Origin of the sequence: Streptomyces sp. NRRL F-6492 (genome assembly GCF_001280125.1) — a bacterium.
GTDB lineage: Bacteria > Actinomycetota > Actinomycetes > Streptomycetales > Streptomycetaceae > Streptomyces.
The window spans coordinates 82,571-106,267 of record NZ_LGEG01000211.1; the positions used below are offsets into that span (position 1 = coordinate 82,571).

The following is a 23,697-nucleotide window of genomic DNA, read 5'->3' on the forward strand; positions in this document are numbered from 1 at the left end:
AACGATAGGCGCCCGGCGCTCCGTCACCGCGGTACGGGGCGGGGCCCTGCGGGGTCGGGCCGGTCGCCCGGCCCGGTGCGGGGTTCGTCAGCCGGCGCGCATGACCCCGGTCGCGTACGAGGTGTCGCAGACCGGCCGGGAGAAGGACTGGGCGCGGGCGGGGCCGTAGCGCTGGACGGCGGCGCGGCCGAGGTCGCGGGCGATCGACACGCAGTGCCGGGCGAGGGAGGGCCGGTTCTCGACCTCGCGCTGGAGGTGCGTGAGGGCGGTGCCGGGGTCCTTCGCCCGGAGCTCGGCGAGGAGCTGGTCGCGCAGGACGTCCTGCGGGGCGCGGGACTTGGCCGGGACGGAGACGTCCTTGGCGGACGCCGTCAGCTGGGTCGCGGAGTCCTGGCCGGCCCACGGAACGGCGGACACCGCGAGCGTTCCCGAGAGCACCAGGACGACGGGCAGGACGAGGGCGAGGGAGCGGCCGATTCGGCGGGCAGAGTGGGTCACGCAGGCGAGCGTAGCGGGAGGTAGTGATATGGCGACATTTAGTCACTCTCGCGGGGGATGGTTCGAAGCGGCTTTTCGAATTACGTGTTGACGCCGCGGGCGCCGCGGTGGCGGGGCGGGCCCGGAATGCCGGGGTTTCCCACCGTAAACCCCTCGGGGGAGACCGAATGGCCGAACGGCCCCGCGTCCGGGAGGGACGCGGGGCCGTTCGGGTGATCCGTCTTGCGCTGTCTGTCCTGCTGTCCTGTGCCGTCTACCGCGCGAGGGTCAGTCGCTGAGGCGGGCGCCCGTGGAGGTGGAGAAGACGTGCAGCTCGCCGGCGCGGGGCACGACGTGGAGGGTGGAGCCCTTGGCGGGGACGTCACGGCCGCCGACGCGGACGACCAGGTCCTTGTCCTCGCCGCCGACGCGGGTGGAGCCGTAGACGAAGCCGTCGGAGCCGAGCTCCTCGACCACGTTGACGGTGACGGCGAGGCCGTCCTTGCTCGTCGGGCCCGAGACGTCGAAGTGCTCGGGGCGGACGCCGACGGTGACGGTGGTGTCGCCGTTGGCGGAGGCGGCGGCGATGGCGTCGCGGGAGACCGGGACGACGCTGTTGCCGAACTTCACGCCGCCGTCGGTGATCGGGACCTCGACCAGGTTCATGGCGGGGGAGCCGATGAAGCCGGCGACGAAGAGGTTCGCGGGCTTGTCGTACATGTTGCGCGGGGAGTCGACCTGCTGGAGCAGACCGTCCTTGAGGACGGCGACGCGGTCGCCCATGGTGAGGGCCTCGGTCTGGTCGTGGGTGACGTAGACCGTGGTGATGCCCAGGCGGCGCTGGAGGCTCGCGATCTGGGTGCGGGTCGAGACGCGGAGCTTGGCGTCGAGGTTCGACAGCGGCTCGTCCATGAGGAAGACCTGCGGCTCGCGGACGATGGCGCGGCCCATGGCGACGCGCTGGCGCTGACCGCCGGAGAGCGCCTTCGGCTTGCGGTCGAGGTACTCGGTGAGGTCGAGCATCTTCGCGGCCTCTTCGACCTTGGCGCGGATCTCGGCCTTGTTGACACCGGCGATCTTGAGCGCGAAGCCCATGTTGTCGCCGACGGTCATGTGCGGGTAGAGCGCGTAGTTCTGGAACACCATGGCGATGTCCCGGTCCTTGGGCGGCAGGTGCGTGACGTCGCGGTCACCGATGCGGATGGAGCCGGCGTTGACGTCCTCGAGACCCGCGAGCATGCGCAGGGAGGTCGACTTGCCACAGCCGGAGGGACCGACGAGGACGAGGAACTCGCCGTCGGCGATCTCGATGTCGAGCTGGTCGACGGAGGGCTTGGTGGCACCGGGGTAGATCCGGGTCGCCTTGTCGAACGTGACGGAAGCCATGGTGATGTGTCCCTTCACCGGCAGGAACGTGCCGGACGATCCGAGTAAAGGAGTGATTGAGGTCTAGTCCACCTGGGTGAACCACGGGTGACGCTACCTCCCACGGGGTCATCTGTCAGCACTCCCCGCCCCGCGGGATTCCCGACCACCACGGGACCGTCGTTGGATACACTGCACGGGCTGCCTCCTTAGCTCAGCTGGCCAGAGCACCGCTCTTGTAAAGCGGGGGTCGTCGGTTCGAACCCGACAGGGGGCTCTGTAGGGAAAGTGCCTGCTCAGAGTGGGTGCACATGAGACTGCCCGCCAAGATCACCTTGGCGGGCAGTACGCATTCCGTACACGCTGGATCTTCGGGCCCTACGCGGCGAGCACCGCTCCCCGCCGCTCCAGTGCGGCGAGACGGCCCTTGTCGAGCGCATCCGCGACCTCGTCGAGCCGGTCCGGCCACAGGTGCCCGTACACGTCCAGCGTCATTGCCGCGGACTTGTGACCCAACATCGTCTGCACCACCTTCACGTCGGCGCCGGCCGCGATCGCGAGCGAGGCCGCCGTGTGCCGGAGCTTGTGCGGCGTGATGCCGAGGTCCCCGAGACCTGCCTCGACGACGGCCTTGTCGAACGCGCGCTGCCGGAAGTTCCGGTAGCGCAGCGGCCCGCCCTCGGGTGCGGTGAACACGAGGTCCTCGCGCTTCCGTCCGTCCAGGAGAGGGCGCAGCTCCTCGGCGAACGACCGCGGCACCGGGACGGACCGCTTCTCGTGGTTCTTCACCGGCCCGGCTTCCAGCTTGCCCTTCACGTCGGAGTACGCCTGGACGATCCGGATGCGGCGCGTGTCCATGTTGAGCCGGGCGGCCTTGATGGCGATGGCCTCGCCCCAGCGGATGCCGCTGTACGCGAGGACGAGGACGAGCAGCCGGTACGGGCCGGACGCCTCGGCCAGGGCCTCGACCTGGTCGTGCGTGAGGTAGACGTGCTCGTCTTCCTCGGACGGCCGGGGCAGTGTGTGCTCGCTCGCCGGGTTGACGGCGATCCGGTGCGTCTTGATCGCGTGCTTCATCACGCCGCCGAAGACGTAGAACGTCTTGGCGATCCGCCCGGGGCTCAAGGGCTTGCCGGACGCGCCGGGTTTGTTGATCAGGTCGTCCACCCATGCGGACACGTCGTCCCACTGGATCGCCGCGACCTGCCAGTCGCCCCACTTCGGGATCACGTACAGGTCGAGCAGCTCGCGGTAGTCGTTCTTCGTCCGCCGGGACTGCTTGCGGAGGGTCTTGAACCACTCCTCAGCCACGAGGGACGTGGCGGCCTTTCCCGAGCGGGGGTCGCGGTACGAACCCTTGTCGAGCCGGGCCGTGATCGCGTGCACCTCGGCCTCGGCCTGGGGCAGCTTCCCGAACGTCTTGGCCTTGCCCTTGCCGTCCGGGCCGTACCAGCGGACCCGCCAGCGGCCGGGCGGCTGCCGCTTACTGCCGGCGCGCTTCGCTTCCTGCCACTTGGCCATGGACTCCCGGTAGTCCTCGTGGTTCTCCCGGTCCTCGATCCAGACCCTAGCCATCCCGCCCCCCGTCGTCCGGCTTCTTCCGCACGACCAGCTTCCCGTCCTCCTCGCCCGCCAGCTCCAGGCCCAGAGGCTCAAGGAACTGCCCCAGCGGCACCGGTCGGGACGCGGGACCGACCGGACCACCGGCCTGCCGCTCAGCCTCGGCCGTGACGAGCCGGCTGTACTCGTCGCCCTGCTCGTCTTCCATCTCGATCAACCAGTGCGGCCGGCCGTAGAGGCGGTATTCCATGAGGGCGCGCATGTAGGCGCGGCCGCCCTGGACTCCCTGTCCGAGCGTGGACAGGGGGGCCTTCCCGTCGGCCCACTGCCACGCGGCGTACGCGGTCACGGGGGTGCTGCCGGTGATCTGCACCTCGTCGTGCAGCTCGACGTCGACGGGCAGGAGCAGCGCGGACGGCGAGACGCCGAGAACGACCGCGAGGGCCGCCAAGTCGTCTGCGGTTACCTGTCGCTCCTTCTTCTCCATGCGGGTGATGCCTGAGGCGGGGATGGGCCGACCGTTCTGCTCCAGGAGCGCGGACAACTGGCGGGTGGTCAGTCCGCGGGCCTTCCTGAGGCGCGCCAAATTGGTGGCTACGGCCTGTCCGGTGGGGCCGGTCTCGATCGCTCGTCGTCCGCGCTGCTGCTCAGTCATAGGACTCAGCGTAAGCACCGGTGGAGCGTTTGTTTCGCAGCGGGGATGCGCTACTCTCAGCTTCATGGGTGCAGCATAGGACCATGTGGTCCTTGTTAGCAACGAACGTTCCCGGAAGGGTGAGAACGTGGAACAGAAAGCCAGTCACGCCAATGACCTCCTGACCCCCCGCCAGGTATGCGAGGAGTACCCGATCTTCGGTACGCCGGGGTCTCTGGCGGAGCGCCGTTGGAGGGGAAGCGGCCCCGCCTACATCAAGACCGCGGCCGGACGAGGAGGGCGGGTCTTTTACCGCCGGAGCGCTATCGAGGGGTGGCTGAACGAGCGCACCGTGAGTGGAGGCGCGGCAGCGTGACGACCAACGAAAAAACCCCCGGCCTGCGGGAACAGGACGCGGGGGAAAGTGACTACCTGGCGGGCGAGTCACCTGACATCGTGCCACACGGACAGCTCTGGGTGAACGCCCTCGCCGACGCCACCGAAGCACAGCGGCGCGACCTCCTGTCCTTCCCGATCGGCCGGACGAAGATGCCCGCGATCCGCTCCCCCCACCGGGACGACCCGCGCGGCACCCCGAAGTGCCGCGGCGAATGCGGCCGCCCCGGACACGGCGTGCACGACGCCACCAGCGACCCCAGCAAGCTCGCCAAGCTGTTCGCCGCCGCGCCGCACGCCACCGGCTACGGCATCGCCTGCGGCCGCGGCGAGCGGCCCCTGCTCGGGGTCGACCTCGACCGGAAGAACGGCGTGGACGGCGTCGCCTCCCTCCGCCAACTCGCCGAGCAGCACGGCTTCGAGGTGCCCGAGACGATCGTCATCGCCACCCCCTCCGGCGGCATGCACCTGTGGTTCACCGGACCGGCCGCCGCCACCGTGCCCAACAGCGCGGGCAAGCTCGGCCCCGGCATCGACATCCGCGGTTATGGCGGCTACCTCGTCGGCCCTGGCTCGTGGACCAGGAAGGGCACGTACCGGGTCGCGGCACCCCACCCCGTCGCTCCGGTGCCCGCCGGGCTGCTCGCCCTCATCATCCCCAGACCCGTACAGCCGGCCGTGCCGTCCAGCACGCTGCGCCGGATGCCGGTACGGCAGCGCTCTGCCGTTCTCACCGGACTGGTCAAGTTCGTGCTCCAGGCGCCCGACGGCGAGCTGAACAACCGTCTGTACTGGGCCGCCTGCCGCGCGTTCGAGACCAACGTCGACCCGATCGCCGTCACCAATGCGCTCATCGACGCCGCCGTCGCGGCCGGTCACCCCGAATCTTCCGCCGCGGGCACCGTCGCCAGTGCCCGCAACGCACCTTCAAGGACCCGTGCATGACCAATCGCGATGACGAGAAGGCCCGGGAGATCCTGGAGGCGAACGGCATCCTCGATGTGCCCCCGCAGCGGCAGCTTGTCCTGACCCGTGCGTCGGACATCGAGCCCGAACCCGTGGACTGGGCGTGGGTCGACGACGGCGAGGGCCGCGTACCGGCGGGCGCCCTGTCCGTGGCGGCCGGTCGCGAGGGTACCGGCAAGTCGTCCTTCGGCATGTGGATGGCCGCGCACATCACCCGTGGCACCCTGCCGGGTAACTTCTTCGGGCGGCCCCGGGCGGTGTTCTACGTCGCCGTCGAGGACTCGTGGAAGCAGACCATCGTTCCCCGACTCATCGGCGCCGGCGCCGACCTCGACCTCGTATACCGCGTCGAGGCGGTCGAGGCCGAGTACGGCGAGACGACCCTCAGCCTCCCACAGGACAACTCCCTCATGGAGGCGGCCGTCAAGGAACACGGCGTCGCCCTGGTGGTCCTCGACCCGCTCATGTCGTGCATCGGCAAAGGCATCGACACCCACCGCGAACGCGACGTCCGTACCGCCCTCGATCCCCTCGCCCGCATGGCCGACCGCACCGGCGCTGTCCTCCTCGGTATCGCCCACTTCGGCAAGGGAGCGGGCACCGACCCCGCCTCCCTGATCACCGGCTCCGGGGCGTTCAAGAACGTGCCCCGGGCCGTGTTCGGGTTCGCCCGCGACGAGGACAACGACTGCCGGGTCATGACGCAGGCGAAGAACAGCCTGGGCCGGTCCGACCTCCCGTCGCTCGCCTACAACATTGAGTCGGCCGAGGTCCCCACCAAGAAGGGCCTCGCCTTCGTCGGCCGGTTCGTATTCCTCGGCCAGGCCACCCGCAGCGTGCAGGACATCCTCGCGCAGGGCAGCGACCCCGACCGCGGCGAGCGTGACGAGGCCGCCGAGTGGCTGCGCGGCTACCTCATGGACCAGGGCGGCGAGGCGCCCGCGAAGGACGTGAAGAAGGCCGCCGCCGCCGACGACATCTCCGAGCGGACCTTGCAGCGTTCCATGCGGAAGGCCGGCGTCGTCTCTGCCCGAGCAGGGTTCGGCAAGGGTGCCGTCTGGCGCATCGAGTCCCTAACCGCCGACACGGAGAGTGAAGACGCTCCCGCAGTCGCGCCACAGTCGCGCCATTCGCGCCAAGCCTCAGTCCCTGGCGCGAATGGCGCCAATGGTGGCGCGACTGCGCTCGACACCTTCGAACCGTCACCGAATGTAACCGCCGAAACGGGGCGCTGCACGGTCTGCCGGTTCCCTCTCGACCCCGTTCACGCCATCAGCGGCGAGACCGTCCACCCCAACTGCGACCCCGCAGTCTGATCACGAAGGGCACCACCATGACCGACACCACCACCGAGCGGGACCCGTTCGCCATCGCCCGCAACGCCATCCCCGGACTCCGCGACCACCTCGCCGCCGACACCGTCCTGCAGCAGCGGATCGCCGAACTCCGGTCCGCCGACAGCCTCCCGGCCGTCGACCTCGGCGCCGAGACGTTCCAGGCGCTCACCTCGGGCGGGTCTCTCCCGGAGAGTATCGGTCGCCGCGCGTGGGAAGTGCAGCAGGCGCAGGTGTTCCGCGAGGCCGAACTGCGGGTCCTCCTCGGCGTTGAGAAGCGGATGAAGAACAGCGGCGAGAACCTCGCGAAGGCCGGCGTCGACAAGGGCCTGCGCGCGCTCCGCCCCGTCCTCGCCGAACTCCTCGACCAGGCCCGGCCCATGGTGGCCGCGCTCCGCGGTGTGCACGACGCCCAGACCGCCATCGACCGCGGCCCCGACGCCATCGCCGCATGGACCGGAATCGGCGACGTCGTCTCCCAGTACGCCGAGATCCGCAGCGCACAGCACACGCTCACCCGGCTCGCCGCCGGCCAGGACTTCCGCACCGAGTTCGGGCACCTCGGCTTCAACGCGGTGTACCAGGTGTGGTCCGAGATCGAGAACGTCACCGAGGTCTGGCCCGAGTGGGCCCCCGGGGAGCAGGACACCGGCGCCCCCTGGCCGATGGTCCACCGCAGGCGCCCGTTCGAGGTGAAGCACGACCGTGAGTGGCTGCTGTGGCTGCTGACGAACCCGAAGGTGCGCCTGTGGGTGCCGACCCTCGGCGAACTGGTCAAGGCGTATGAGGGCCAGCGCAAGGCCGCCATTGAGCGCCGCGACCAGAACGAGCAGAAGCCCAGGACCGGAGAACGGCGGCACCGCCCCGTGCTCGTGTCCGACGGCACCGCCGTACACACCTACTTCGAGCGGATCGAGGACTGAGACATGACCGACAAGAGCAAGCGGGGATCCCTCGCCGACGGCGCGAAGCTGTACCGGCACCTCTTCGGCTCCGTGACGACCAAGACCGACGAGGAGCAGTTCGCCGCACTCAGGGACACGCCCCTGAACCGGGGCCAGCTCGCCTACTACGTCCAGCAGGGCGGCGAGCTCGGCAAGGCCGCGCGCGCCCGGCTTGCCGAGTGGGAGTCCAACGACGGCCCGCCGGCCGCCTGACTACGAACCGACAAAGCCCACAGCGGCCTCGATCACTTCCGTGGCAGTGCGGAAGTGATCGAGGGATCGAGCCCCACCACCGGGAAGGTGGTGGGGCTCTTCCGCGCGTGTAACGCCTATAGTCCGCTCACCTGCGGAAATGCGAGACAGGGCGACACGCCGAAGCGGTACGTCCCCGTGCGCCAGATCGGGGGTCAGAACAGCCCACGAGACCCGTGAACGCCCGCCTGCGGGTGCTCCAGGACCCGGGAAGGCCAGAATCCCCAGACCCGTACAGACCGACAGCCGCAGCACCTCCCGGGCCCCAGACGGGCCGGGGGAGGGGAGTCACCCCCCACCCTGAGCCTGCTCGGCGGACATCAAAGTTCAGCCTCCAACCCCATTAGCCCGCCCATACACTGCCGCGATGGATAAGGGGTGGATGGCCGTATGGCCGGTGGCAGCGTTCTTCCTGGGCGGCTTGGCTACTCAGCTAACGGGCTGGCTGACGCACCGGCGGCAGCAGAAAGAACGCCAGCAGGACGCGGCGGCGGCTCTCCACGAGCGTCGGGAGACGTTCGAGCTGGAGCACCTACAGAGGCTTAACGAGGCGCTGCAGGTGCTTAGCAGGGCTACGGCGCAGGCGCACCACGCAGACATGATGGCGAGCCGTGAAACCCGCCTTTACGGCGGGGAGATGCTTCCTGACGAGCTGGACGAGGCACTCCGCGTAGCAAACCAGGATGTGTACATGTTGGCGGGCCTGGTGCTCGATGACGAGCTGCGGGAGCAGGTGAAGGCGGCCAGGTCATCGCTCAATCAACTCGCGGGCATGATACGCGTGGATCCCAGCGAAGCGGACGCGGTGTTCATGGCTGGTTACCAAGAGGTCTGGGAAACACAGGACCGGATAGCAGCCCGGATCCGTGAGATCTACCTGTCGTCGGCTTCTGATCTGACGCCCGCTCGTCGTGCGTGATGGTCGGGTCATGACGTACGAAAGCCCCTGCCGCAACTCTTCTGTGGCAGGGGCTTTCTACTCCGCCTTAGGTCAGTCAACCTGGCGCCCCCGTCCGCGCAGGGCGCTCTGGTGTAGGCCGCGAACCGGGGTTACCGTCCCGGCACACCACGACCCGAGGGGAACCCATGGCACGACACCTGCGCAAGGTCGGTACGAACTCCGGGAACAACGGCTGCCCCACCCTGTACGAGACCGAGGCCGGCGCCTACGTCGTCCAGGGCGACCGCGTCACCGATCCGGCTGAGCTTGCCCAGCTCGACAACCTCACGGCCGAGGAGGACGCCGTTGTTGTCCCGCGCGAGCTGCTCGCCAACTTCGGCCCGAAGGAGCCCGTGCACGTGCCGCAGCGGATCGGCTTCGACGAGTTCGACGGCATGTTCACCACGGTGAAGCATTCCGCGTGGCGGCTGGAGACCCGCCGCCGGTACGCCTGGGACGAACGGCAGGACACCTACCGCGCCTTCGCGGCCGGCGAGCCCATCGAGTGGGACCTCGACGACCCGTGGTGCCGCGAGCGCCGCGAGCAGACCGCGCTCGGCAAGCGCTTCGAGCGCGTCCGCCTCCTCGACGAACCGCCCACCCTGGGGCAGCTGTACCTCGCCGACAACGCCGTCCGGAACCGGGCCGTCGGCGAGGACATCCGCACCCTCACCCGGGCGCGCGCGGACGAGCTGCGCCTGCCCGCCGAGGACTTCTGGCTCTTCGACTCCCGCGTCGTCGCTCTCCTCCACTTCGACCACGGCGACGAGATGACCGGCGTCGAGCTCGTCACGAACCCCGTGGACGTGCTGCGGTACTGCCAGATCCGCGAAGCCGCCTGGCACCACGCGGTACCGTCCGGAGGGTGACGACCGACTTCCAGCAGTCCCGCGTCGCCCTCGGCGCGCGGCTCCGCGAACTCCGCGGCCTGGTCTCGGGCCGCGAGTTCGCCGCCCGCCTCGGCTGGACCCAGTCGAAGGTTTCCAAGCTGGAGACCGGCCGCCAGACCGCCACCGTCGCCGACGTCCGCGCCTGGGCTGAGGCCGCCCGCCAGCCCGAAGCCGCCGCCGAACTCGCGGCCCGTGTCCAGGGCCTGGAATCGAGGGTCCGCTCGTGGCGCCGCCAGCTCGCGGCCGGACACCGGCCCGTGCAGGACGCCCTCACCGTGGAGTACGAGCGGTCCACGCACCTGCGCGCCTGGGAGGGGGCCATGGTCGTCGGGATACTCCAGACCGCCGACTACGCCCGCGCCGTCTTTACCCGCTACAGCGACCTGCACCAGTCCGTACGGGACACCGACGACGCCGTCCGCGCCCGCCTGCACCGCCAGGCCCTGCTGTATGAGCCCGGCCGGGTCTTCGACATCGTCCTGTGGGAGGCCGCCCTCCACGCTGCCGTCTGCCCGCCGCCGGTCCTCGCCGCCCAGCTCGACCGGCTCGTCGGAGTGATCGGCCTGGACACCGTCCGCCTCGGCATCGTCCCCCTCGGCGCGCCCCTCGCCCTGCCGCCGGCGGGCGGCTTCTGGGCCTACGACGAGCGCCTCGTCATCGTCGAGGACTGGCACGCCGAGCTCTGGCTCGACGACGCCGACAGCATCGACCTGTACGGGCGGATCTGGGAACGGCTCCAGCAGACGGCCGTCTACGGGGCGTCCGCGCACCGGCTCATCGCCCGCGCCCGGGCCGCGCTCACCGCGGCCTGAGCATCGCGGGGAATCCCCGAGGGGTCCGCGAGAATCATGGAGAATCGCGCGGCACCGTGATTCTCCAGCCCTCCTACGGTCGGCTCATGGCGACGTCCATTCCCAGCTCGCACGCATGCAACTGGTGCCCGCAACCGGGCGCTGACTGCTGCATCCGCGTACACCCGTCCCCCGACGGCGGCCTGCACATCTACGCCCACCGGATCTGCGCAGCGGTCCGGGGCGTGACGTGGCTGTACCGAGTCCTCGCACCGGGGTCGGCCCGGTGACCGCGGCGACGGGCGGCAAAATCATCAAGCCCGCCTGCCAGTTCGAGGAGCACACCTGGTGCAAGACCGAAGCGGTCTACGTCCGCGGCTACATCCGTGTCCCGGCCGATACCCCCGGTGCTCTGTTGGTGTTCCCCGAGGAACGCTGTGACTGCCCCTGCCACACGGAGGCGAGACGATGAGGCGCTGCCAGACCTGCGGGCATCCGATCACCGGAGAGGTCCGGACGATCACCCCTGACGCGTCGTCCGGCGCCCGGCCCACGATGTACGTACACGTGGACCTCAGGGCCTGCGGGGCTGCACGGCAGGCTGCCCGCCGGAGCCGTTGAACTCCTGCTCGCCCGCGGTCACGGCGGCCACGGTCGGGCAGGCAAAAGGCCCCCGAGAGCGTTCATGTGTCCGCTCTCGGGGGCCTTTTGCAACTAGGTGCACAATCGGGTCAGTGGCCGCAGTTCGGCTTGGTCCACCATCCGCAGTCGGGGCAGTACTCCATCACGCCACCTCCCTCGGCGGGACCTCGACGCGCTTTGGGTGGATGATGCACACAACCCCTTCCGGGCCCCACTCCACTCGGTCGACCTCATCGCTCTCATCTGCGTAAACGTCACCGAGAGGGACTATGGGAAGCGGTGGGGGAGTGGCGGACGAATCGGACACGCGCCATGCCGCGAGCAGCCACACGACGGGCACTAGGACGACCGCGGCGGGCGCCTTCTGGAGCAGCGTTCCGGTGAACCAGCAGCCGCCCAGCGCTCCGCCCGTGCGGAGCAGGAGGGGTCCGCAGCCGCCCGGGGAGAGCGCGTCTCCGGTCCCGTGCAGGAGCAGTCCGGTGCCGAGGGCCAGGCGCCGCCCGGCGGCCGACACGTGGCCGCCGAGCGCGCGCAGTTCTTCCCGGGGAGTCACAGCAGGCCCACGATCGCGTCGCCGGCCGTGGAGACCGCCGGGGACAGGACGTATCCGGCGACGCCCGCGATGCCGCCGGCGAGACCGAGGCAGATCCCGCAGAGCACGGCGCGGACGAGCATCCAGTTGATGCCCCGCCGCTTGAACCAGACGGCGACCAGGCCGACCGTGGCGACGATGACGAACCCGTGCCCGCCCGCGGTGAGGGCGAGGTTAGAGGTGCGGGTGACCTCGGGCGAGGTGCCGCCCGCCCCGTACTCCAGGACGGCGTCACCGATCTCCGAGGCGCCCCACAGGGACCAGTCGGCAGCCAGGCCGAGGAACCCGCCAGCGGACAGGATCAGCAGCATCCCGTACAGCCAAGCCAGGGCGAACGGCAGCAGCTTGAGCAGGTGCTTGGGCTTGGTGGCCGACTTGGTGCCGGGCCACCAGGTGACGATCTCCCAGACGAGGAGGGACAGGCCGACGACGACGCCGCCGAGGGACACGATGTTGTGCGGGGTGATGTTCACGGGGTCCTCAGTGAAGGAGGGCCACGCCGAGCGCGGCGAGAGTCAGGATGAACGCGCACGTCCCGAGGACGGGCAGCGCGTACAGGTCGCGGGCGCGGGCCGGGCCCGTGAGGCGGAGCCCCACGAACCCAGCGAGCGTGGCGACCGCGAAGAACGCGGTGAGCACGGCGGGCTCAGGCGTTGGTGAGGGCCGCGCGGCGGACGCGCCGGCCGTAGGTGTCGGACTTCCCGAGGCGCTGGCCGATCGCGGTTCCGGTCAGTTCCGGGTCGGCCGCGAGCCAGTTCCGGGCGTCGGCTACCTGCCGGTTGAAGGTGGTGTTGCTGGTGTCCTCGGAGACGATGTCGGCGGCGGAACCGGTGGGCGGAACCGGCGGAACCGGGGGCGGTTCCGGGTGCTCCTCGGCCTGCTCGCTGGCCGCCTGCAGGCCTTCGGGGTGCCCCGAAGCGTGCAGGTCACGGCTGGTTCCGGCCGGTACCGCGAGGAGTTCCGCCACGGGCGTCCACGGACCCAGGACAGGCAGCGCGGGCACGGTCGGCAGAGGCTCGGCGGCGGGCACCGGACCCTTCTCCAGGGACACCGGTTCCGCCTCGACGGCAGCCGGTTCCGCTGGAACCTCGGGCACGGCAGGTGTGGTCTTGGACCACACCTCGGGGGCCGCCTCAAGCTGGATAACATCCGACTTGAAAGCCTCGGGCGCGGCAGGTGACTCAATCTGAGTCACCTCGGGCGCCGGGCTGACGTGGATAACATCCACATCATCGTGACCGGCGAGGGCCTGGTGGATCTGTCGCATGAGGGCGCCGAACGCGAGGAGCGCGGCCGTGGGCGGCACGGCGGCTACCACGTAGTCGAGGACCGGAACCGTGCCCGGGTCGCGGGTGCCAGTCACCCCGGCAACGTTCAGGACGATGGAGCCGACCGATCCGACCGCCGTCAGGGCGATGGCCCAGCCGTCCACTCGCTTCGCCAGGGCGGCCCGCAGCATGAGCAGCTCGCCCGCGACGATGAACAGGTCCAGGGTGGCCGGCCACGCCCACGCGCGGGCCGGAGCCTGCCGCAGGCCGTGCCCGAGGGCGACCTCGGCCAGGTGCGCGTAGGACAGCCAGAACGCGGCACCAGTCAGGGCGACGATGACGACGCCGGCGCCGATCGCGAGGGCCTTCGAGGGAGAGGGGAGCTTCACCGTCCGCCCTCCTCGGCCTGGATGACGGCGAGGTCGTCGGCGAGGCGCCGCAGGTGCATGGCGTGCACGGTGAGGGTGGCCGCGAACTGGCGGACCTCGGCGGGGTCGAGGGTGCCGGAGAAGTCCGCCAGCTCTACGTACAGGCCGGTGCGGCGCCGCTCGGCAACGGTGGCGAAGGGGTCCTGGGACAGCATGGCGACGAGGAGGGTGTTGCCCTCGAAGGTGAGGTCGTGCTGCGTGCCGAAGTGGGTGAGGTCGACGCGGTACCCGGGGATGTGGCCGGCGTGGCCGGTGCACCATCCTGGCTCGGGCAGGGTGACGTCGCCGTGGTCGATCGTCGGCAGGGTGATGAGGTGCTTCACCGGGTCACCTCGGCGGTGTCGATGAGCTTCTCGACGGTGTCGAGTTGGGCCCGGAGCTCCGCGAGCCTGGTGCGGGCGTTGGCGGGGGTGAGGTCGTCGTTGAGGAACCCGACCCGGACGCCCTTGTCGCCCCAGTGCGTGATTCCGGCGGCCAGAACCTCCCCGCAGTCGACGTCCAGGAAGTCGGGCTCGACGCTCTCCCCGGTGTGCTCGACGTGCTGGCCGGTCTCGATGCACCAGGTGTGGCGGGGGCAGCGGCCCTCGGGGTGGTCCTGGTTGTAGGACCGCTCGAACAGCTCGGTGACGGCGGACAGGACGCCGTCCACGTCGCCGGTCTCGTCGATGTGGTCGAGGAGGATGGTGAAGATCTCGCGGCTGGCGGGCACGTCGGTGTCGCGGGCCAGCTCGACGAGCTTGTCGACCTTCTCGCCCTCGGTGAAGGCGGCGAAGATGCCGAGGGCGAGGCGGGCGTCGAGCGAGGTCATCTCGGCCGGGTCGTACCCGACGCGGAGGGTGGTGGCGTCGACCTTCTTGTAGACCATCTTGACGCCGAGGTCGAAGGTGGCCCGCTCGAAGCGGGCGGTGTGCACGGTCCGGTAGAGGGCCGTCGCCTCGTTGCAGCCGTCGCACAGCCAGTACGTGATGCCGGTGGCGCCGGTGTGCTGGTAGGGCGCCGGCTGCTTGCAGTACGTGCAGCGCTCGCCGGGGGTCGCGGCGACCGGGAGGGGCTTCGGCTGGGCGGGGATGCCGTTCAGCAGGCAGGGCAGCCGGCCGGTGCGGGTGAGGTCGATTGCGGGGACGTGGGCGGTTTCCTGGTGGCGGTACGGCTGGACCAGGCCGCCGGAGGGCTTGAAGCAGGACGGTACGGTGATGGACATGGTTCGGTCCCTTCGAGAGAGGGTCGATCCGTAGGCCCTGAGCAGGTGGTGACACACCCGCTCGGGGCCGCCTCGTTTGCGGAGGCGATTGGTCCTATATAACAACATGCGGTGCTGGATAGCAACAGACTCGGATGAGGTGATCTCCGTCGGGCGGTACGTACCCCGTACACATGAGACTGAGATACGGGCTAATACCTGCTGTCATCAGCAAACAGTAAAAGGGCAGGTCAGGAGCCTGTCTGCGCGGCAGGGCAGGTCACGCGGGCGCTCCGTACGGACTTGTAAAGCGGGGGTCGTCGGTTCGAACCCGACAGGGGGCTCCAGGTGGGACACGCGAAGACCCCCGACCGATCATGGTCGGGGGTCTTCGCGTGTCCACGGGTGACATCAACGGGGGCGGTCAGGGGCGGTCGGACCTTGGATGCCGTCGTGTGAGGGGCCGCTCCATCGAGCTAGCTCAGCGGTCATCCCGCGGTTCGTTCACTCCGCGATCCGGGAGGCGGCCGTCTCCCACGGGGTCGGCTCCGCCACGTCTTCGTACTCGTCGGCGTCTTCCCGGTACCACCCCGTTCCCGCGAGCCAGGTTTCGAGCCACTCGGCCAGGCTCCCGGCGTCGACGAACCAGGCGGCGGCTCCGTCGTCCGTCATGGCGTTCGGCTCGAAGAGAAGGACCGTGGCGGTCTCGCTGAGGCAGTCCACCGCGGCGTACATGGCGCAGCCCCAGTCGAGGATCGGCAGCACCCCCGCCGGCCAGTACGGTGTCTCGTCCTCGGCCGAGGCGGATCGTTCGGACCGGTACTCGCTCAGCGCCGTACGGCCTGCTCCAACCAGTGGAAGGAGTTGGTAATCGGGGCCGAAGCCACCGTTGGCCACCTCCCGGTACAGGCTCGCCAGCAGGGACGGGAGGGCGAAGCCGAGAGCTGCCTCCGCCTCGGCGACATCCTCGGCAGTGGCGGCGGGGGGCAAGGCCGTAGAAGTGGCCTTGGCCTTCGCTGCTACGCGGGAGATGAGATCTTCGATCGCTATCACGTTCGGGATCTTGTCAGGCACCTATGACAGAGGGCGTCGCCCTGTCGGGTCTCCCCCTGCAGGTGCCGTCAGACGCAAAACACCCTGATCGGGGGAGAGGCGCGAGGGGTGACGCGAAGGACCCCAACCGATGGTGCTGAGGGTCTTGGCGTGAAGCGTCACATCAACGGTGGCGATGGGGCCGCTCGCCGTCGTGTGGACGAGCTTCGGGAGGAGGCCGACCGGATCCATGCCGAGCTGGCCGCGGCAGAGCGGGAGTGGAACGAGTGGGTCATTGCCCGCTCGCGTGTCGATGAGGTGCTGGCCCCGGACGGGAACACCGTCGGCCCGGATGCCTCCGAGAACCTGCAAGATCCCGGTCAACGGCCGGTGCTGCCCGGGCCGGCGGCGAAGCCGAAATCGGTGGTGCCGATGTGGCGCGCGGGGCTGGCCTGGTCGGTGCTGTCGGTGGACTACCAGCGTGTCCTGCAGGCTCTCGCGGGCCGGAGCCGGCTCGGTCAAGGACCTTTGACCTGCCAGGAGATGGCCGCTTGCTTCGGCCTGGACCCGGTGCCAGGGAAGGTGGAAGCGCTGTGGTCGAAGGCGAAGCGGCTGGTGGTCCGGGGCTGGCTGGTCGAGTCGGCGCCGGTCCGGTTCACGCTCGCGAAGGGCGTGGCCGGGCAAGGCGGCGGGTCATGAGCGTCGTCATCGACCAGTGGACCATCGCCTCCGCACTGCTGATGGATCGCTCGAAGTCACGCACGAGGCGGCAACTTTGCATCAGGTGGGCGAAGAACCGCTCGACGATCCAGCGCTTGGGCAGCACAACGAAGCCGCGCATGTCGTCGCTGCGCTTGACGATCGCGAGGGCCAGGGCCAGGGCCAGGGCCAGGGCGAGGGCGAGGGCGGCGAGGCTGTACTCGACGAGGCTGCCGGTGTAGCCGCCGTCGGCCCGGACCAGGGCCAGCAGGTGGTGCGCGGCGGCGACTTGGGCGAGTAGGACCTGGGCGGCGGCGCGGTCGCCGACATCGGCCGCGGTGACCATCACCGCGAGCAACAGGCCGAGGGTGTCGACCACGACGTGCCGCTTGCGCCCGTTGATCGGCTTGCCGCCGTCGAAGCCGCGGCTGTCGGATCCGACGACGGCGTCGGCCTTGACCGACTGGGAGTCGATCACGCCCGCGCTCGGCTCCGGATCCCGCCCGGCCTGCTCGCGGACCCGGCGGCGGAGCCGGTCGTGGGACTCCCGGATCAGACCGCGGTCACGCCAGCGTCGGAAGAACGCGTAGACCCGGTCCCACGGCGGGAAGTCGCCGGGCATGGCCCGCCACTTGATCGCGTTGTCGACCAGGTGGCGGATAGCGTCCAGCATCGCGCGATGGCAATACACCTCCGGCTGCCCGCCATGCCCCGGCGACCAGCCCGGCGCCGGCAACAGCGGCCGGATCACCGCCCGCTCGGTGTCCGGCATGTCGGTTGGATAGCGGCGCTCACGCCCCCGTGGTCGCTGGCGTTCCCGAACCGATGAGCCAGGCAGTCACACGCGAGGGTGGCCGAGCTGGACTCCGACTCGTCGACAGCGCAAAAATGCGGCAACAGGGCATTCTGGACAGCTCGTTGGCGTAGACACCCTTCCAGCTACCTAGAGGCCCTGTTCTCATGCACGGCAGCCGCCGCAGTCACCCGATTGACCGACACCCCTCGAGGTCGGAACGACGACAGTCGCCTCGCTTCCAAATCGCTGGGATGGGCAAAGTGGCCTTGCCATACTGGTGGGATGTGCTTTCGTGGAGGGACTCCGAACCGGCATTACGTGTGCTTGCCCTGCCGTTCTTCGTTCAAGAAGCGCGGCACGTGGGCAAGCCGATGCCCGCGCTGTGGTGGAGAGTTGATCGACGCGGGCCAGGACCTCGCTGTGCCGAAGCGGAGGGACACCGCTGGGTGGCGGACGTTGACTGCCCTACTGAACGCGGGTGTCACGTTCCACTCTGGCTGCTGTGATGGGCCCGGCTGGCGGCCTCGAACACCGCGCGAGGTACGCGAGCGGCTGGCCGCCGCGGCCGGCACCGGCGTGCCGCTGAGCGTAGCGCTGACAACGGTCGACACTGACGAGCTCCGTTCCAGGCACACCGCACGCTGAGCCGTCGGCATGGCCCGTCCCGTACTCGGCAACGCGCGCCTGAATGAGACCTTCGTTCGACTGCCACACTTCAAGATCGGAAAGACAACAGCTTCTGACATCAACGACGGTGGACAACAGCAGTCGCACCCGGTCGGCCACAGCAGCTATCAGCAACCATCCTTCCCCGCCCAGTGTCACCCGATCGAACTTGTAAAACGGGGGTCGTCGGTTCGAACCCGACAGGGGGCTCTGTGGGTGAAGGGCCGGCGCGGGGCATGATTCCCCGGTGCTGGCCCTTTCGCATGATCGCGGCCGTGTCACCTACGTGCCGGGAGGTCCGTCCTTGCGGGCTTGGCGGATCATCTCGCCGAGCTTCCCCGCGATGTGCTGATCGCGGGTGTTGCTCGTTGTGCGCGGGCGGAGAGGTGTGGTCCAGGGGGTGGGACCGCGTGAGCCCGCTGCGGGGAGCCCGGGGGCGGCGGGAACTGCTACAAGTTTCTCTACCTCATCAAGACCGTGTACGGATGGACGTTCCCAAAGCGTCGAGTGCGCCCACGGCCGCGTGGATATGAGCCGGGCCGCGACGTGACCGTTCTCCCGCGCACCACCAGGACAGTCGCTCTTCCGTGTCCTCCCTTGGATGCATGCCCAGGCCATGCTCGGGGCACAGGGGCCACGCCTGCCACAGAAGCTCCATGACGGTCTCCTGCGCGGCATCGGCGACGCTCGCCAGCGCGGGGGCAAGGCTGTCCTGTGAGTCCGGGTCCAAGTGGTTGCCGTGCCACTCGCCGTTGGCCATGGCGACGTAGACGTTCTCCGGCTCATCCGCATCGTAGGACGGAAGCGCCAGCAGCCGCAGGGGTTCCAGCTGGGGAAGCGTCACCGCCAGGTCCCGGTTCAGAAGGGCGAGAGCCTGGTCCCACACGGGGTACTCGCCCGGCGAGACGCGGCGAGGCTCAGGGGGGTCGAAGAGAGCGCACATGAGCACCATCCTCCGCCATGCCGGGGACAGCCCCAATCGCTCAACGGCGTCGCCGCCCTGCATAGACCGCGTGCGGGGGCTGACATCAGCGGCTGGCATCAACGACGCCGGACGGGTGCGTACACCAGTACCTCTGCCCGGCCGTCACGCCAATCGCCGAAAGCCGCCGCAGCGGGCCCGGATCGAACTCGTAAAGCGGGGGTCGTCGGTTCGAACCCGACAGGGGGCTCCAGGTAGGAACGTCGAAGACCCCCGACCGATCATGGTCGGGGGTCTTCGGCATCCACGGGTGACATCAACGGCTGCGGTCGGCCGAGGGCGGCCGCGAGTGCGCGGTGCGAAATGCGGATGCTCGCTCCCGGGCCCGGCAGGCAGGATCACGGCATGTCGACCGACGTCAGTGAAATGATCGAGTGCCGTCCGGGGGCCCGGCTGTGGGGTCCGGACGACGAGGACACGGTCTGGGAAGCGGGCATCGACCTCTTCCTGTTGAACAGGAGCAATGCCTACGACGGCCTGGCGTGCCTCTTCGGAATCCGCAACTCCTTCGGTTTCCGCCCGCTCGCTGAGGGCCGCGGTTTCCCGGACGACGCGTCGGAAGGGCTGCGGCGTGAGTTCGCCGGCTACGGCGGCCCCCCAGACGTGCACGGGGCGACATGGGTGACCTGGGCCGAGCTGTACGCCGCTGACTGGCGGGAGACGGACGCCTCCGGCACACGAAGCCATGCGTCAGTCGCGGGGACCGACACCGACTGGGGCCGGGTCTGGAGCGTCATGCGCACCCTCAGTGAAGTCCACGGCGCGGAGAACGTGCGTCTCGTCGTGTGGTTCCACTGACCTGACCCCATGCCGAGAGGGGGGGCAGGCCAGACCGCGGTCAAGGCACCCGGCTCCGCCGGGGCGCCGGCGAAGGGTCGGGACGGGGGCGTGATCCACCCGGGCCTGCCCTTCCGTATGATCCGGTTCGCGCTGTCCCTGCGTGCCGGAAGGCGGGCCGCTCCCGTCGCGTACGGGTCCTCCGGTCGTCCGCGGTTCTGGCTCTGGCCGACCCGCCGTGGCAGCGGGACGTCTGGCTCGATCCGACGGAGTCCGAGGGTGTCGATCACGTCTTCCGATCTGGGCGTGCCGAGTCGCGCCATCCCGGAGCAAGGGCCCCGGCCGGCCGCTCACGGACCCTGTGGCCACTGAGGGCGGACGAGAAGTGAGGTGTGGCGATGACGTTCTTCCGGTGCCGTGGCTGTCGCCGTGCGGTGACTCCGACGGTTGTCGAGCAGCCCTTGCCGAGCCATGGTTCGGATGAAGGGTGGTATCGGCCGGAGGCCACCGATCCAGACGAAAGCGGGCATTGCGGCGATCCCATCGTGCGAATGCCCCCGGGCGGATTCGCCGTTGATCCCGATCCGTCCGGGCCGCCCTACGTACTGGACGCGTCGTCCGGCTTCCTGGTCGAGTCCGGCCCCAGCGGCACCATCGTGCTCAACCCGGGCGACGGCCTAGGCCTGGAGGAGCATCCCGACATCGCGATGCGGCGCGGCCACTGCTGCGGGATGGACGGCGAGTGGGGACCCAACCTGGTGTGCGCCTGCGGCGCGGTCGTCGCCACCGTCTACTCGGACTGCTACCAGGTCCAGGAGCTGAGACTGCAACCCGGTGCCGTTGAGCGTTGCGCTTGATCTCCAGGCACAGGGCGAGCCCCCATCGTCTGCCGATGGCGCCCCGCAGGACGTGGGCGATCTCCTCGGGCTTGAGGTCGATGCCGTCGAGCCCCTCCACGGTCAGCTGGATCTCCTCCAGCGACCTGCTCCAGCGACCAAGGGCGACCCGTCGAGACGGCAGACATTGTCGTACCCACCGCACTGTGCGAGATCGTCTACGAGATCCCCATCAACCGATGACGGGGCCGCGATCGACTCGGGAGGGATGAAGGTGGCGGGTGATCTCCAGTTCACCTGGGAACTGGTCGGCGTCGGGGGCGTCACGTACCGGATCGACGACGGCGTTTCGGAGCATGAGACCCATATCGGCTATTGCACGGACGCCCTGGCCGACCTGCTGTACGCCATGACTGGACTCTACGGGGACTCGTCCGGTGAACGCTTTTCGTTCGACCGCGAACCCATGGAGACGAGGTGGCTGCTTCGGCGCCAGGGGGTGGATGTGGCCGTCGACGTCTTCGAGTTCCCGGACGGGGCGACGAGCTGGGGCTCGCTCGACGAGACGGGCGGCGTCCTTCTCTGGAGCTCCACCCAGCCCCGCAGCGTGCTGTGTCACGCGGTGGTGGAAGCGGTCGAGGTCGTGCTGCGGGAGCATGGTGAGACCGGGTACCAGGAGAAGTGGGTGCGGCACCCGTTTCCCGTTGCCGCGCTGCAAGACCTTCGACGGCTCCACCGGCGAGACGACGAGTGCGGGCGATGCCAGAGCACACCTGATTCCTGACATCCACGGCTGACGTCAATGACGGCGACGGTCGCGCCCGGTCAGTCGCAGCAGCCGTCAGTAGCACCCGCCCCTTGCTCAGGACCGCCCGATCGAACCTGTAAAGCGGGGGTCGTCGGTTCGAACCCGACAGGAGGGCTCCGGGCAAAGGGCCGGCTCAGGGGCACGATTCCCCAGTGCTGGCCCTTTCGCATGATCACGGGCGTCGCTCGTCGTGCGCGGGTGCAGGGGTGCGGTCCAGGGGGTGGGGGCGAGTGAGTCTGCTGCGGGGAGCCTGGAGGCGGCGGGAACTGTCACGAGTCCCTCTCCCTCATCCAGGGTGGCCGAGGCGGCATACGCGTGCGGCTCAGGACGACGCCTCCGGCGGGGACGCTCATGCTCCGGGACGGGAGCCGAGGCGAGTGGTGGCTGATGTGGGCGTACTAGCTCACGGCCGGGCTTCGGCGTTCGATCAGGACCACGTCCCGCCAGGTTCCGTGGAGGCGTCCGAGGCGCTCGCGCGTTCCGACCGTGCGGAATCCGGCCCGGTGGTGGAGGGCCAGACTGGTGGTGTTCTCCGGGAAGACGCCGGATTGGACGGTCCAGATGCCTGCCGCGTCGGTCGAGGCCAGCAGGGCCCTCGGCAGGGCGAGGCCGATGCCCTGACCGCGCGCGTCGGGGTGGACGTAGACGGAGTGTTCCACGACGCCCGCGTATGCGCAGCGATCCGAGACGGGTGACACGGCGGTCCGGCCGACGACGTCGTCCGCGTGGTCGAGGGCAACGAAGCGGTGCTCTGGCAGGCGAGAGGCGTCGAACTCCGCCCAGGTGGGTGCACCGGTCTCGAAGGTGGCGTGCCCGGTGTCGATCCCGAACTGATAGGTCTTCAGGATCTGTTCGGCGTGTTCGGGCCGCATGCCGGCGATGTGCGCGCTGGTGCTCATGGGCGCGGCTCGATGCCGAGTTCGGCCAGCAGGCCGCGGATGCGCCGCTCGATGGCGTCGCGGATCGGGCGGACGGCGTCCACGCCCCGGCCGGCGGGGTCGTCGAGCTTCCAGTCGAGGTGGCGCTTGCCGGGGAAGTACGGGCAGGCGTCGCCGCAGCCCATGGTGACGACCACGTCGGAGGCCCGTACGGCTTCGGTGGTGAGCACCTCGGGCGTCTTGGCGGAGATGTCGATGCCGACTTCCGCCATGACCGCGACAACGGCCTGGTTGACCGTCCCGGCAGGGGCGGAACCGGCTGACCGGACCTCCACCCGATCGCCGCCCAGGTGGGCGAGGAAGGCGGCGGCCATCTGGGAGCGGCCCGCGTTGTGGACGCAGATGAACAGTACGGATGGAATCGTGGACGTGGACACGGCCGGACTTTCTGTGTCGAGGGTGATTCAGCGGTCGGCGGTGGTGAGTTCGGGCTCACCGGTCGCGGTGGGCGCCGTTGCGGGGGCGGTCGCGGAGCGGCCTAAGAGGGCGACCGCCAGGGCGACGCCGAAACCGGCGCCGATGAGCTGGGCGGCGATGAACGGCGACACGGAGCCCGGGGCGATGCCCGCGAAGGTGTCGGAGAAGGTCCGCGCGATCTTCACGGCCGGGTTGGCGAAGCTGGTGGACGAGGTGAACCAGTAGGCCGTGCCGATGTACGACGCCACGAGGACCGGGCCGAGCCGCTGTTGGGCCGTGCGTCCCAGGCCGAGGACCAGGAGGACCAGGCCGGTGGTGGCGACGATCTCGCCGAGCCAGAGGTGACCGGCCGACCGGTCGTGTGCGGAGAGCCGAGCGAGAGGTTCGGCGAACATCGCGTTCGCCAGTACCGCACCGCCGGTTCCGCCGGCGATCTGCGCGGGCACGTACGCCGCCGCGGCCCGCGGTTCCAAGCCGTCCCCGTCGCGGCGTCCGGTCCACCACACGGCCAGGGTCACCGCCGGGTTGAAGTGGGCTCCGGAGACCGGGCCGAGCAGGGCGATGAGCGTGCCGAGGCCGAAGACCGTGGCCAGCGAGTTGGCGAGCAGTCGGAGGGCCACGTCGTCGGTCAGTTCGGTGGCCTGGATGCCGGAGCCGACCACGATCGCGACGAGGGCGGCGGTGCCGATCAGCTCGGCCAGGGCGCGACGCCCCAGGGAGGGCGTCATCCGACCACTCCGGCCGGTACGGCTTCGGCCAGGGTCTGGAGGAGGGAGGAGAGCCGGGCGAGGGCGGCGGGCAGCACCCAGTAGTAGACCCAGGTGCCCCGCCGTTCGGAGCCCACCGGACCCGCTTCCCACAGCACCTTCAGGTGGTGGGAGATCGTCGGCTGGGACACGTCGAACGGGCCGGTCAGGTCACACACGCAGGCCTCGCCGCCCTCGTGCGAGGCGATCAGCGAGAGCAGGCGCAGCCGGATCGGGTCCGACAGGGCCTTGAACGTCTTGGCCAGGTCGACAGCGGCTTCTTCGCCCAGCGGCTCACGGACCATCGGCGAGCAGCACGCCGTCTGGTCGTCCTGCCCGAT

27 protein-coding genes, 2 tRNA genes and 1 pseudogene are annotated in these 23,697 nt (G+C 69.7%); 14 read left to right on the top strand and 16 right to left on the bottom strand.

Annotation, left to right across the window (positions count from 1 at the left end; genetic code table 11):
- Window positions 1-87 precede the first annotated feature (87 nt).
- Together ADL08_RS16395 and ADL08_RS16400 are read right to left on the bottom strand one after the other, a co-directional pair.
- Window positions 88-498 carry a hypothetical protein gene (locus ADL08_RS16395; protein ID WP_053643513.1) on the bottom strand — a complete coding sequence of 137 codons (411 nt, stop codon included), beginning with the start codon at window positions 496-498 and terminating at the stop codon, window positions 88-90.
- 267 nt (window positions 499-765) lie between these two features.
- The gene (locus ADL08_RS16400; RefSeq protein ID WP_053643515.1) at window positions 766-1,863 is read right to left on the bottom strand and encodes an ABC transporter ATP-binding protein; all 1,098 of its coding nucleotides are present in this window, start codon (window positions 1,861-1,863) and stop codon (window positions 766-768) included.
- 182 nt (window positions 1,864-2,045) lie between these two features.
- Here ADL08_RS16400 and ADL08_RS16405 point away from each other — a divergent pair.
- Window positions 2,046-2,119, top strand: a tRNA-Thr gene (locus tag ADL08_RS16405).
- Window positions 2,120-2,220: 101 nt separating this feature from the next.
- Here the strand turns inward: ADL08_RS16405 and ADL08_RS16410 are convergent.
- Together ADL08_RS16410 and ADL08_RS16415 are read right to left on the bottom strand one after the other, a co-directional pair.
- A complete protein-coding gene (locus tag ADL08_RS16410; RefSeq protein ID WP_053643517.1) occupies window positions 2,221-3,417 on the bottom strand; it encodes a tyrosine-type recombinase/integrase in 1,197 nt (398 codons plus the stop codon).
- Complete coding sequence (locus ADL08_RS16415; protein WP_053643519.1) at window positions 3,410-4,057, bottom strand: helix-turn-helix domain-containing protein; 648 nt, start codon at window positions 4,055-4,057, stop codon at window positions 3,410-3,412. The genes ADL08_RS16410 and ADL08_RS16415 overlap by 8 nt, the downstream gene beginning before the upstream one ends.
- A gap of 432 nt (window positions 4,058-4,489) precedes the next feature.
- Here ADL08_RS16415 and ADL08_RS16420 point away from each other — a divergent pair, with 432 nt between their 5' ends.
- From ADL08_RS16420 to ADL08_RS16450, 7 genes are all read left to right on the top strand, one after another.
- Complete coding sequence (locus tag ADL08_RS16420; RefSeq protein WP_053643692.1) at window positions 4,490-5,377, top strand: bifunctional DNA primase/polymerase; 888 nt, start codon at window positions 4,490-4,492, stop codon at window positions 5,375-5,377.
- Window positions 5,374-6,714 (top strand): AAA family ATPase, encoded by a 1,341-nt coding sequence (locus ADL08_RS16425; RefSeq protein ID WP_053643521.1) that lies wholly within the window; start codon window positions 5,374-5,376, stop codon window positions 6,712-6,714. Before ADL08_RS16420 ends, ADL08_RS16425 begins: the two co-directional genes overlap by 4 nt.
- A gap of 17 nt (window positions 6,715-6,731) precedes the next feature.
- Window positions 6,732-7,655, top strand: a complete 924-nt coding sequence (locus ADL08_RS16430; RefSeq protein WP_053643524.1) for a hypothetical protein — start codon at window positions 6,732-6,734, stop codon at window positions 7,653-7,655.
- 3 nt (window positions 7,656-7,658) lie between these two features.
- Window positions 7,659-7,889: a hypothetical protein gene (locus ADL08_RS16435; RefSeq protein ID WP_053643526.1), complete on the top strand. Its 231-nt coding sequence runs from the start codon at window positions 7,659-7,661 to the stop codon at window positions 7,887-7,889.
- Window positions 7,890-8,310: 421 nt separating this feature from the next.
- Entirely contained in the window at window positions 8,311-8,847 is a 537-nt protein-coding gene (locus ADL08_RS16440) for a hypothetical protein (protein ID WP_053643528.1), read from the top strand.
- A gap of 167 nt (window positions 8,848-9,014) precedes the next feature.
- Window positions 9,015-9,737 carry a DUF6879 family protein gene (locus ADL08_RS16445; RefSeq protein WP_053643530.1) on the top strand — a complete coding sequence of 241 codons (723 nt, stop codon included), beginning with the start codon at window positions 9,015-9,017 and terminating at the stop codon, window positions 9,735-9,737.
- Window positions 9,734-10,570 (top strand): helix-turn-helix domain-containing protein, encoded by an 837-nt coding sequence (locus ADL08_RS16450; protein WP_053643532.1) that lies wholly within the window; start codon window positions 9,734-9,736, stop codon window positions 10,568-10,570. The genes ADL08_RS16445 and ADL08_RS16450 overlap by 4 nt, the downstream gene beginning before the upstream one ends.
- A 1,170-nt stretch (window positions 10,571-11,740) precedes the next feature.
- Here the strand turns inward: ADL08_RS16450 and ADL08_RS16465 are convergent.
- The 6 genes from ADL08_RS16465 to ADL08_RS16485 all read right to left on the bottom strand — a co-directional run bounded on the left by ADL08_RS16465 (window position 11,741) and on the right by ADL08_RS16485 (window position 15,733).
- Window positions 11,741-12,256 (bottom strand): hypothetical protein, encoded by a 516-nt coding sequence (locus ADL08_RS16465; protein WP_053643539.1) that lies wholly within the window; start codon window positions 12,254-12,256, stop codon window positions 11,741-11,743.
- Between the two features lie 7 nt (window positions 12,257-12,263).
- On the bottom strand, window positions 12,264-12,422 hold the full coding sequence (locus tag ADL08_RS37190) for a hypothetical protein (protein WP_159043001.1): 159 nt from the start codon (window positions 12,420-12,422) through the stop codon (window positions 12,264-12,266).
- 7 nt (window positions 12,423-12,429) lie between these two features.
- Window positions 12,430-13,440 (bottom strand): DUF2637 domain-containing protein, encoded by a 1,011-nt coding sequence (locus tag ADL08_RS35615; RefSeq protein WP_107091979.1) that lies wholly within the window; start codon window positions 13,438-13,440, stop codon window positions 12,430-12,432.
- Window positions 13,437-13,802: a DUF6907 domain-containing protein gene (locus ADL08_RS36660; protein ID WP_053643541.1), complete on the bottom strand. Its 366-nt coding sequence runs from the start codon at window positions 13,800-13,802 to the stop codon at window positions 13,437-13,439. The genes ADL08_RS35615 and ADL08_RS36660 overlap by 4 nt, the downstream gene beginning before the upstream one ends.
- Entirely contained in the window at window positions 13,799-14,680 is an 882-nt protein-coding gene (locus ADL08_RS16480; protein WP_053643543.1) for a hypothetical protein, read from the bottom strand. The genes ADL08_RS36660 and ADL08_RS16480 overlap by 4 nt, the downstream gene beginning before the upstream one ends.
- Before the next feature lie 483 nt (window positions 14,681-15,163).
- A complete protein-coding gene (locus ADL08_RS16485; RefSeq protein WP_053643545.1) occupies window positions 15,164-15,733 on the bottom strand; it encodes an SMI1/KNR4 family protein in 570 nt (189 codons plus the stop codon).
- A 129-nt stretch (window positions 15,734-15,862) separates the two neighbouring features.
- On the opposite strand from ADL08_RS16485, the gene ADL08_RS16490 reads away from it, so the two are divergent.
- Complete coding sequence (locus ADL08_RS16490) at window positions 15,863-16,390, top strand: hypothetical protein (protein ID WP_234352156.1); 528 nt, start codon at window positions 15,863-15,865, stop codon at window positions 16,388-16,390.
- On the opposite strand, the gene ADL08_RS16495 is transcribed toward ADL08_RS16490, so the two are convergent.
- Both ADL08_RS16495 and ADL08_RS16500 read right to left on the bottom strand, forming a co-directional pair.
- Entirely contained in the window at window positions 16,347-17,162 is an 816-nt protein-coding gene (locus tag ADL08_RS16495) for an IS5 family transposase (protein ID WP_078968034.1), read from the bottom strand. The genes ADL08_RS16490 and ADL08_RS16495 overlap by 44 nt on opposite strands.
- 1,159 nt (window positions 17,163-18,321) lie before the next feature.
- Complete coding sequence (locus ADL08_RS16500) at window positions 18,322-18,795, bottom strand: hypothetical protein (protein ID WP_053643696.1); 474 nt, start codon at window positions 18,793-18,795, stop codon at window positions 18,322-18,324.
- Between the two features lie 162 nt (window positions 18,796-18,957).
- On the opposite strand from ADL08_RS16500, the gene ADL08_RS16505 reads away from it, so the two are divergent.
- From ADL08_RS16505 to ADL08_RS16520, 5 genes and pseudogenes are all read left to right on the top strand, one after another.
- Window positions 18,958-19,027: transfer RNA gene (locus ADL08_RS16505), tRNA-OTHER, on the top strand.
- A 152-nt stretch (window positions 19,028-19,179) separates the two neighbouring features.
- Window positions 19,180-19,632 (top strand): hypothetical protein, encoded by a 453-nt coding sequence (locus tag ADL08_RS16510; protein WP_053643549.1) that lies wholly within the window; start codon window positions 19,180-19,182, stop codon window positions 19,630-19,632.
- Window positions 19,633-20,003: 371 nt separating this feature from the next.
- The gene (locus tag ADL08_RS37195; RefSeq protein ID WP_159043002.1) at window positions 20,004-20,468 is read left to right on the top strand and encodes a hypothetical protein; all 465 of its coding nucleotides are present in this window, start codon (window positions 20,004-20,006) and stop codon (window positions 20,466-20,468) included.
- A 123-nt stretch (window positions 20,469-20,591) separates the two neighbouring features.
- A pseudogene (locus ADL08_RS35630) lies at window positions 20,592-20,690 on the top strand (GntR family transcriptional regulator); the annotation flags it as partial.
- Window positions 20,691-20,721: 31 nt separating this feature from the next.
- The gene (locus ADL08_RS16520) at window positions 20,722-21,231 is read left to right on the top strand and encodes a hypothetical protein (protein ID WP_107091982.1); all 510 of its coding nucleotides are present in this window, start codon (window positions 20,722-20,724) and stop codon (window positions 21,229-21,231) included.
- Between the two features lie 422 nt (window positions 21,232-21,653).
- Here the strand turns inward: ADL08_RS16520 and ADL08_RS16525 are convergent, their stop codons facing one another.
- The 4 genes from ADL08_RS16525 to ADL08_RS16540 are packed head-to-tail and all read right to left on the bottom strand — an operon-like array spanning window position 21,654 to window position 23,661.
- The gene (locus ADL08_RS16525; RefSeq protein WP_053643557.1) at window positions 21,654-22,154 is read right to left on the bottom strand and encodes a GNAT family N-acetyltransferase; all 501 of its coding nucleotides are present in this window, start codon (window positions 22,152-22,154) and stop codon (window positions 21,654-21,656) included.
- On the bottom strand, window positions 22,151-22,570 hold the full coding sequence (locus ADL08_RS16530) for an arsenate reductase ArsC (RefSeq protein ID WP_053643559.1): 420 nt from the start codon (window positions 22,568-22,570) through the stop codon (window positions 22,151-22,153). The genes ADL08_RS16525 and ADL08_RS16530 overlap by 4 nt, the downstream gene beginning before the upstream one ends.
- A gap of 27 nt (window positions 22,571-22,597) precedes the next feature.
- Window positions 22,598-23,338 (bottom strand): aquaporin, encoded by a 741-nt coding sequence (locus tag ADL08_RS16535; protein ID WP_053643561.1) that lies wholly within the window; start codon window positions 23,336-23,338, stop codon window positions 22,598-22,600.
- Window positions 23,335-23,661 carry an ArsR/SmtB family transcription factor gene (locus ADL08_RS16540; RefSeq protein WP_053643698.1) on the bottom strand — a complete coding sequence of 109 codons (327 nt, stop codon included), beginning with the start codon at window positions 23,659-23,661 and terminating at the stop codon, window positions 23,335-23,337. The genes ADL08_RS16535 and ADL08_RS16540 overlap by 4 nt, the downstream gene beginning before the upstream one ends.
- Window positions 23,662-23,697: the final 36 nt, after the last annotated feature.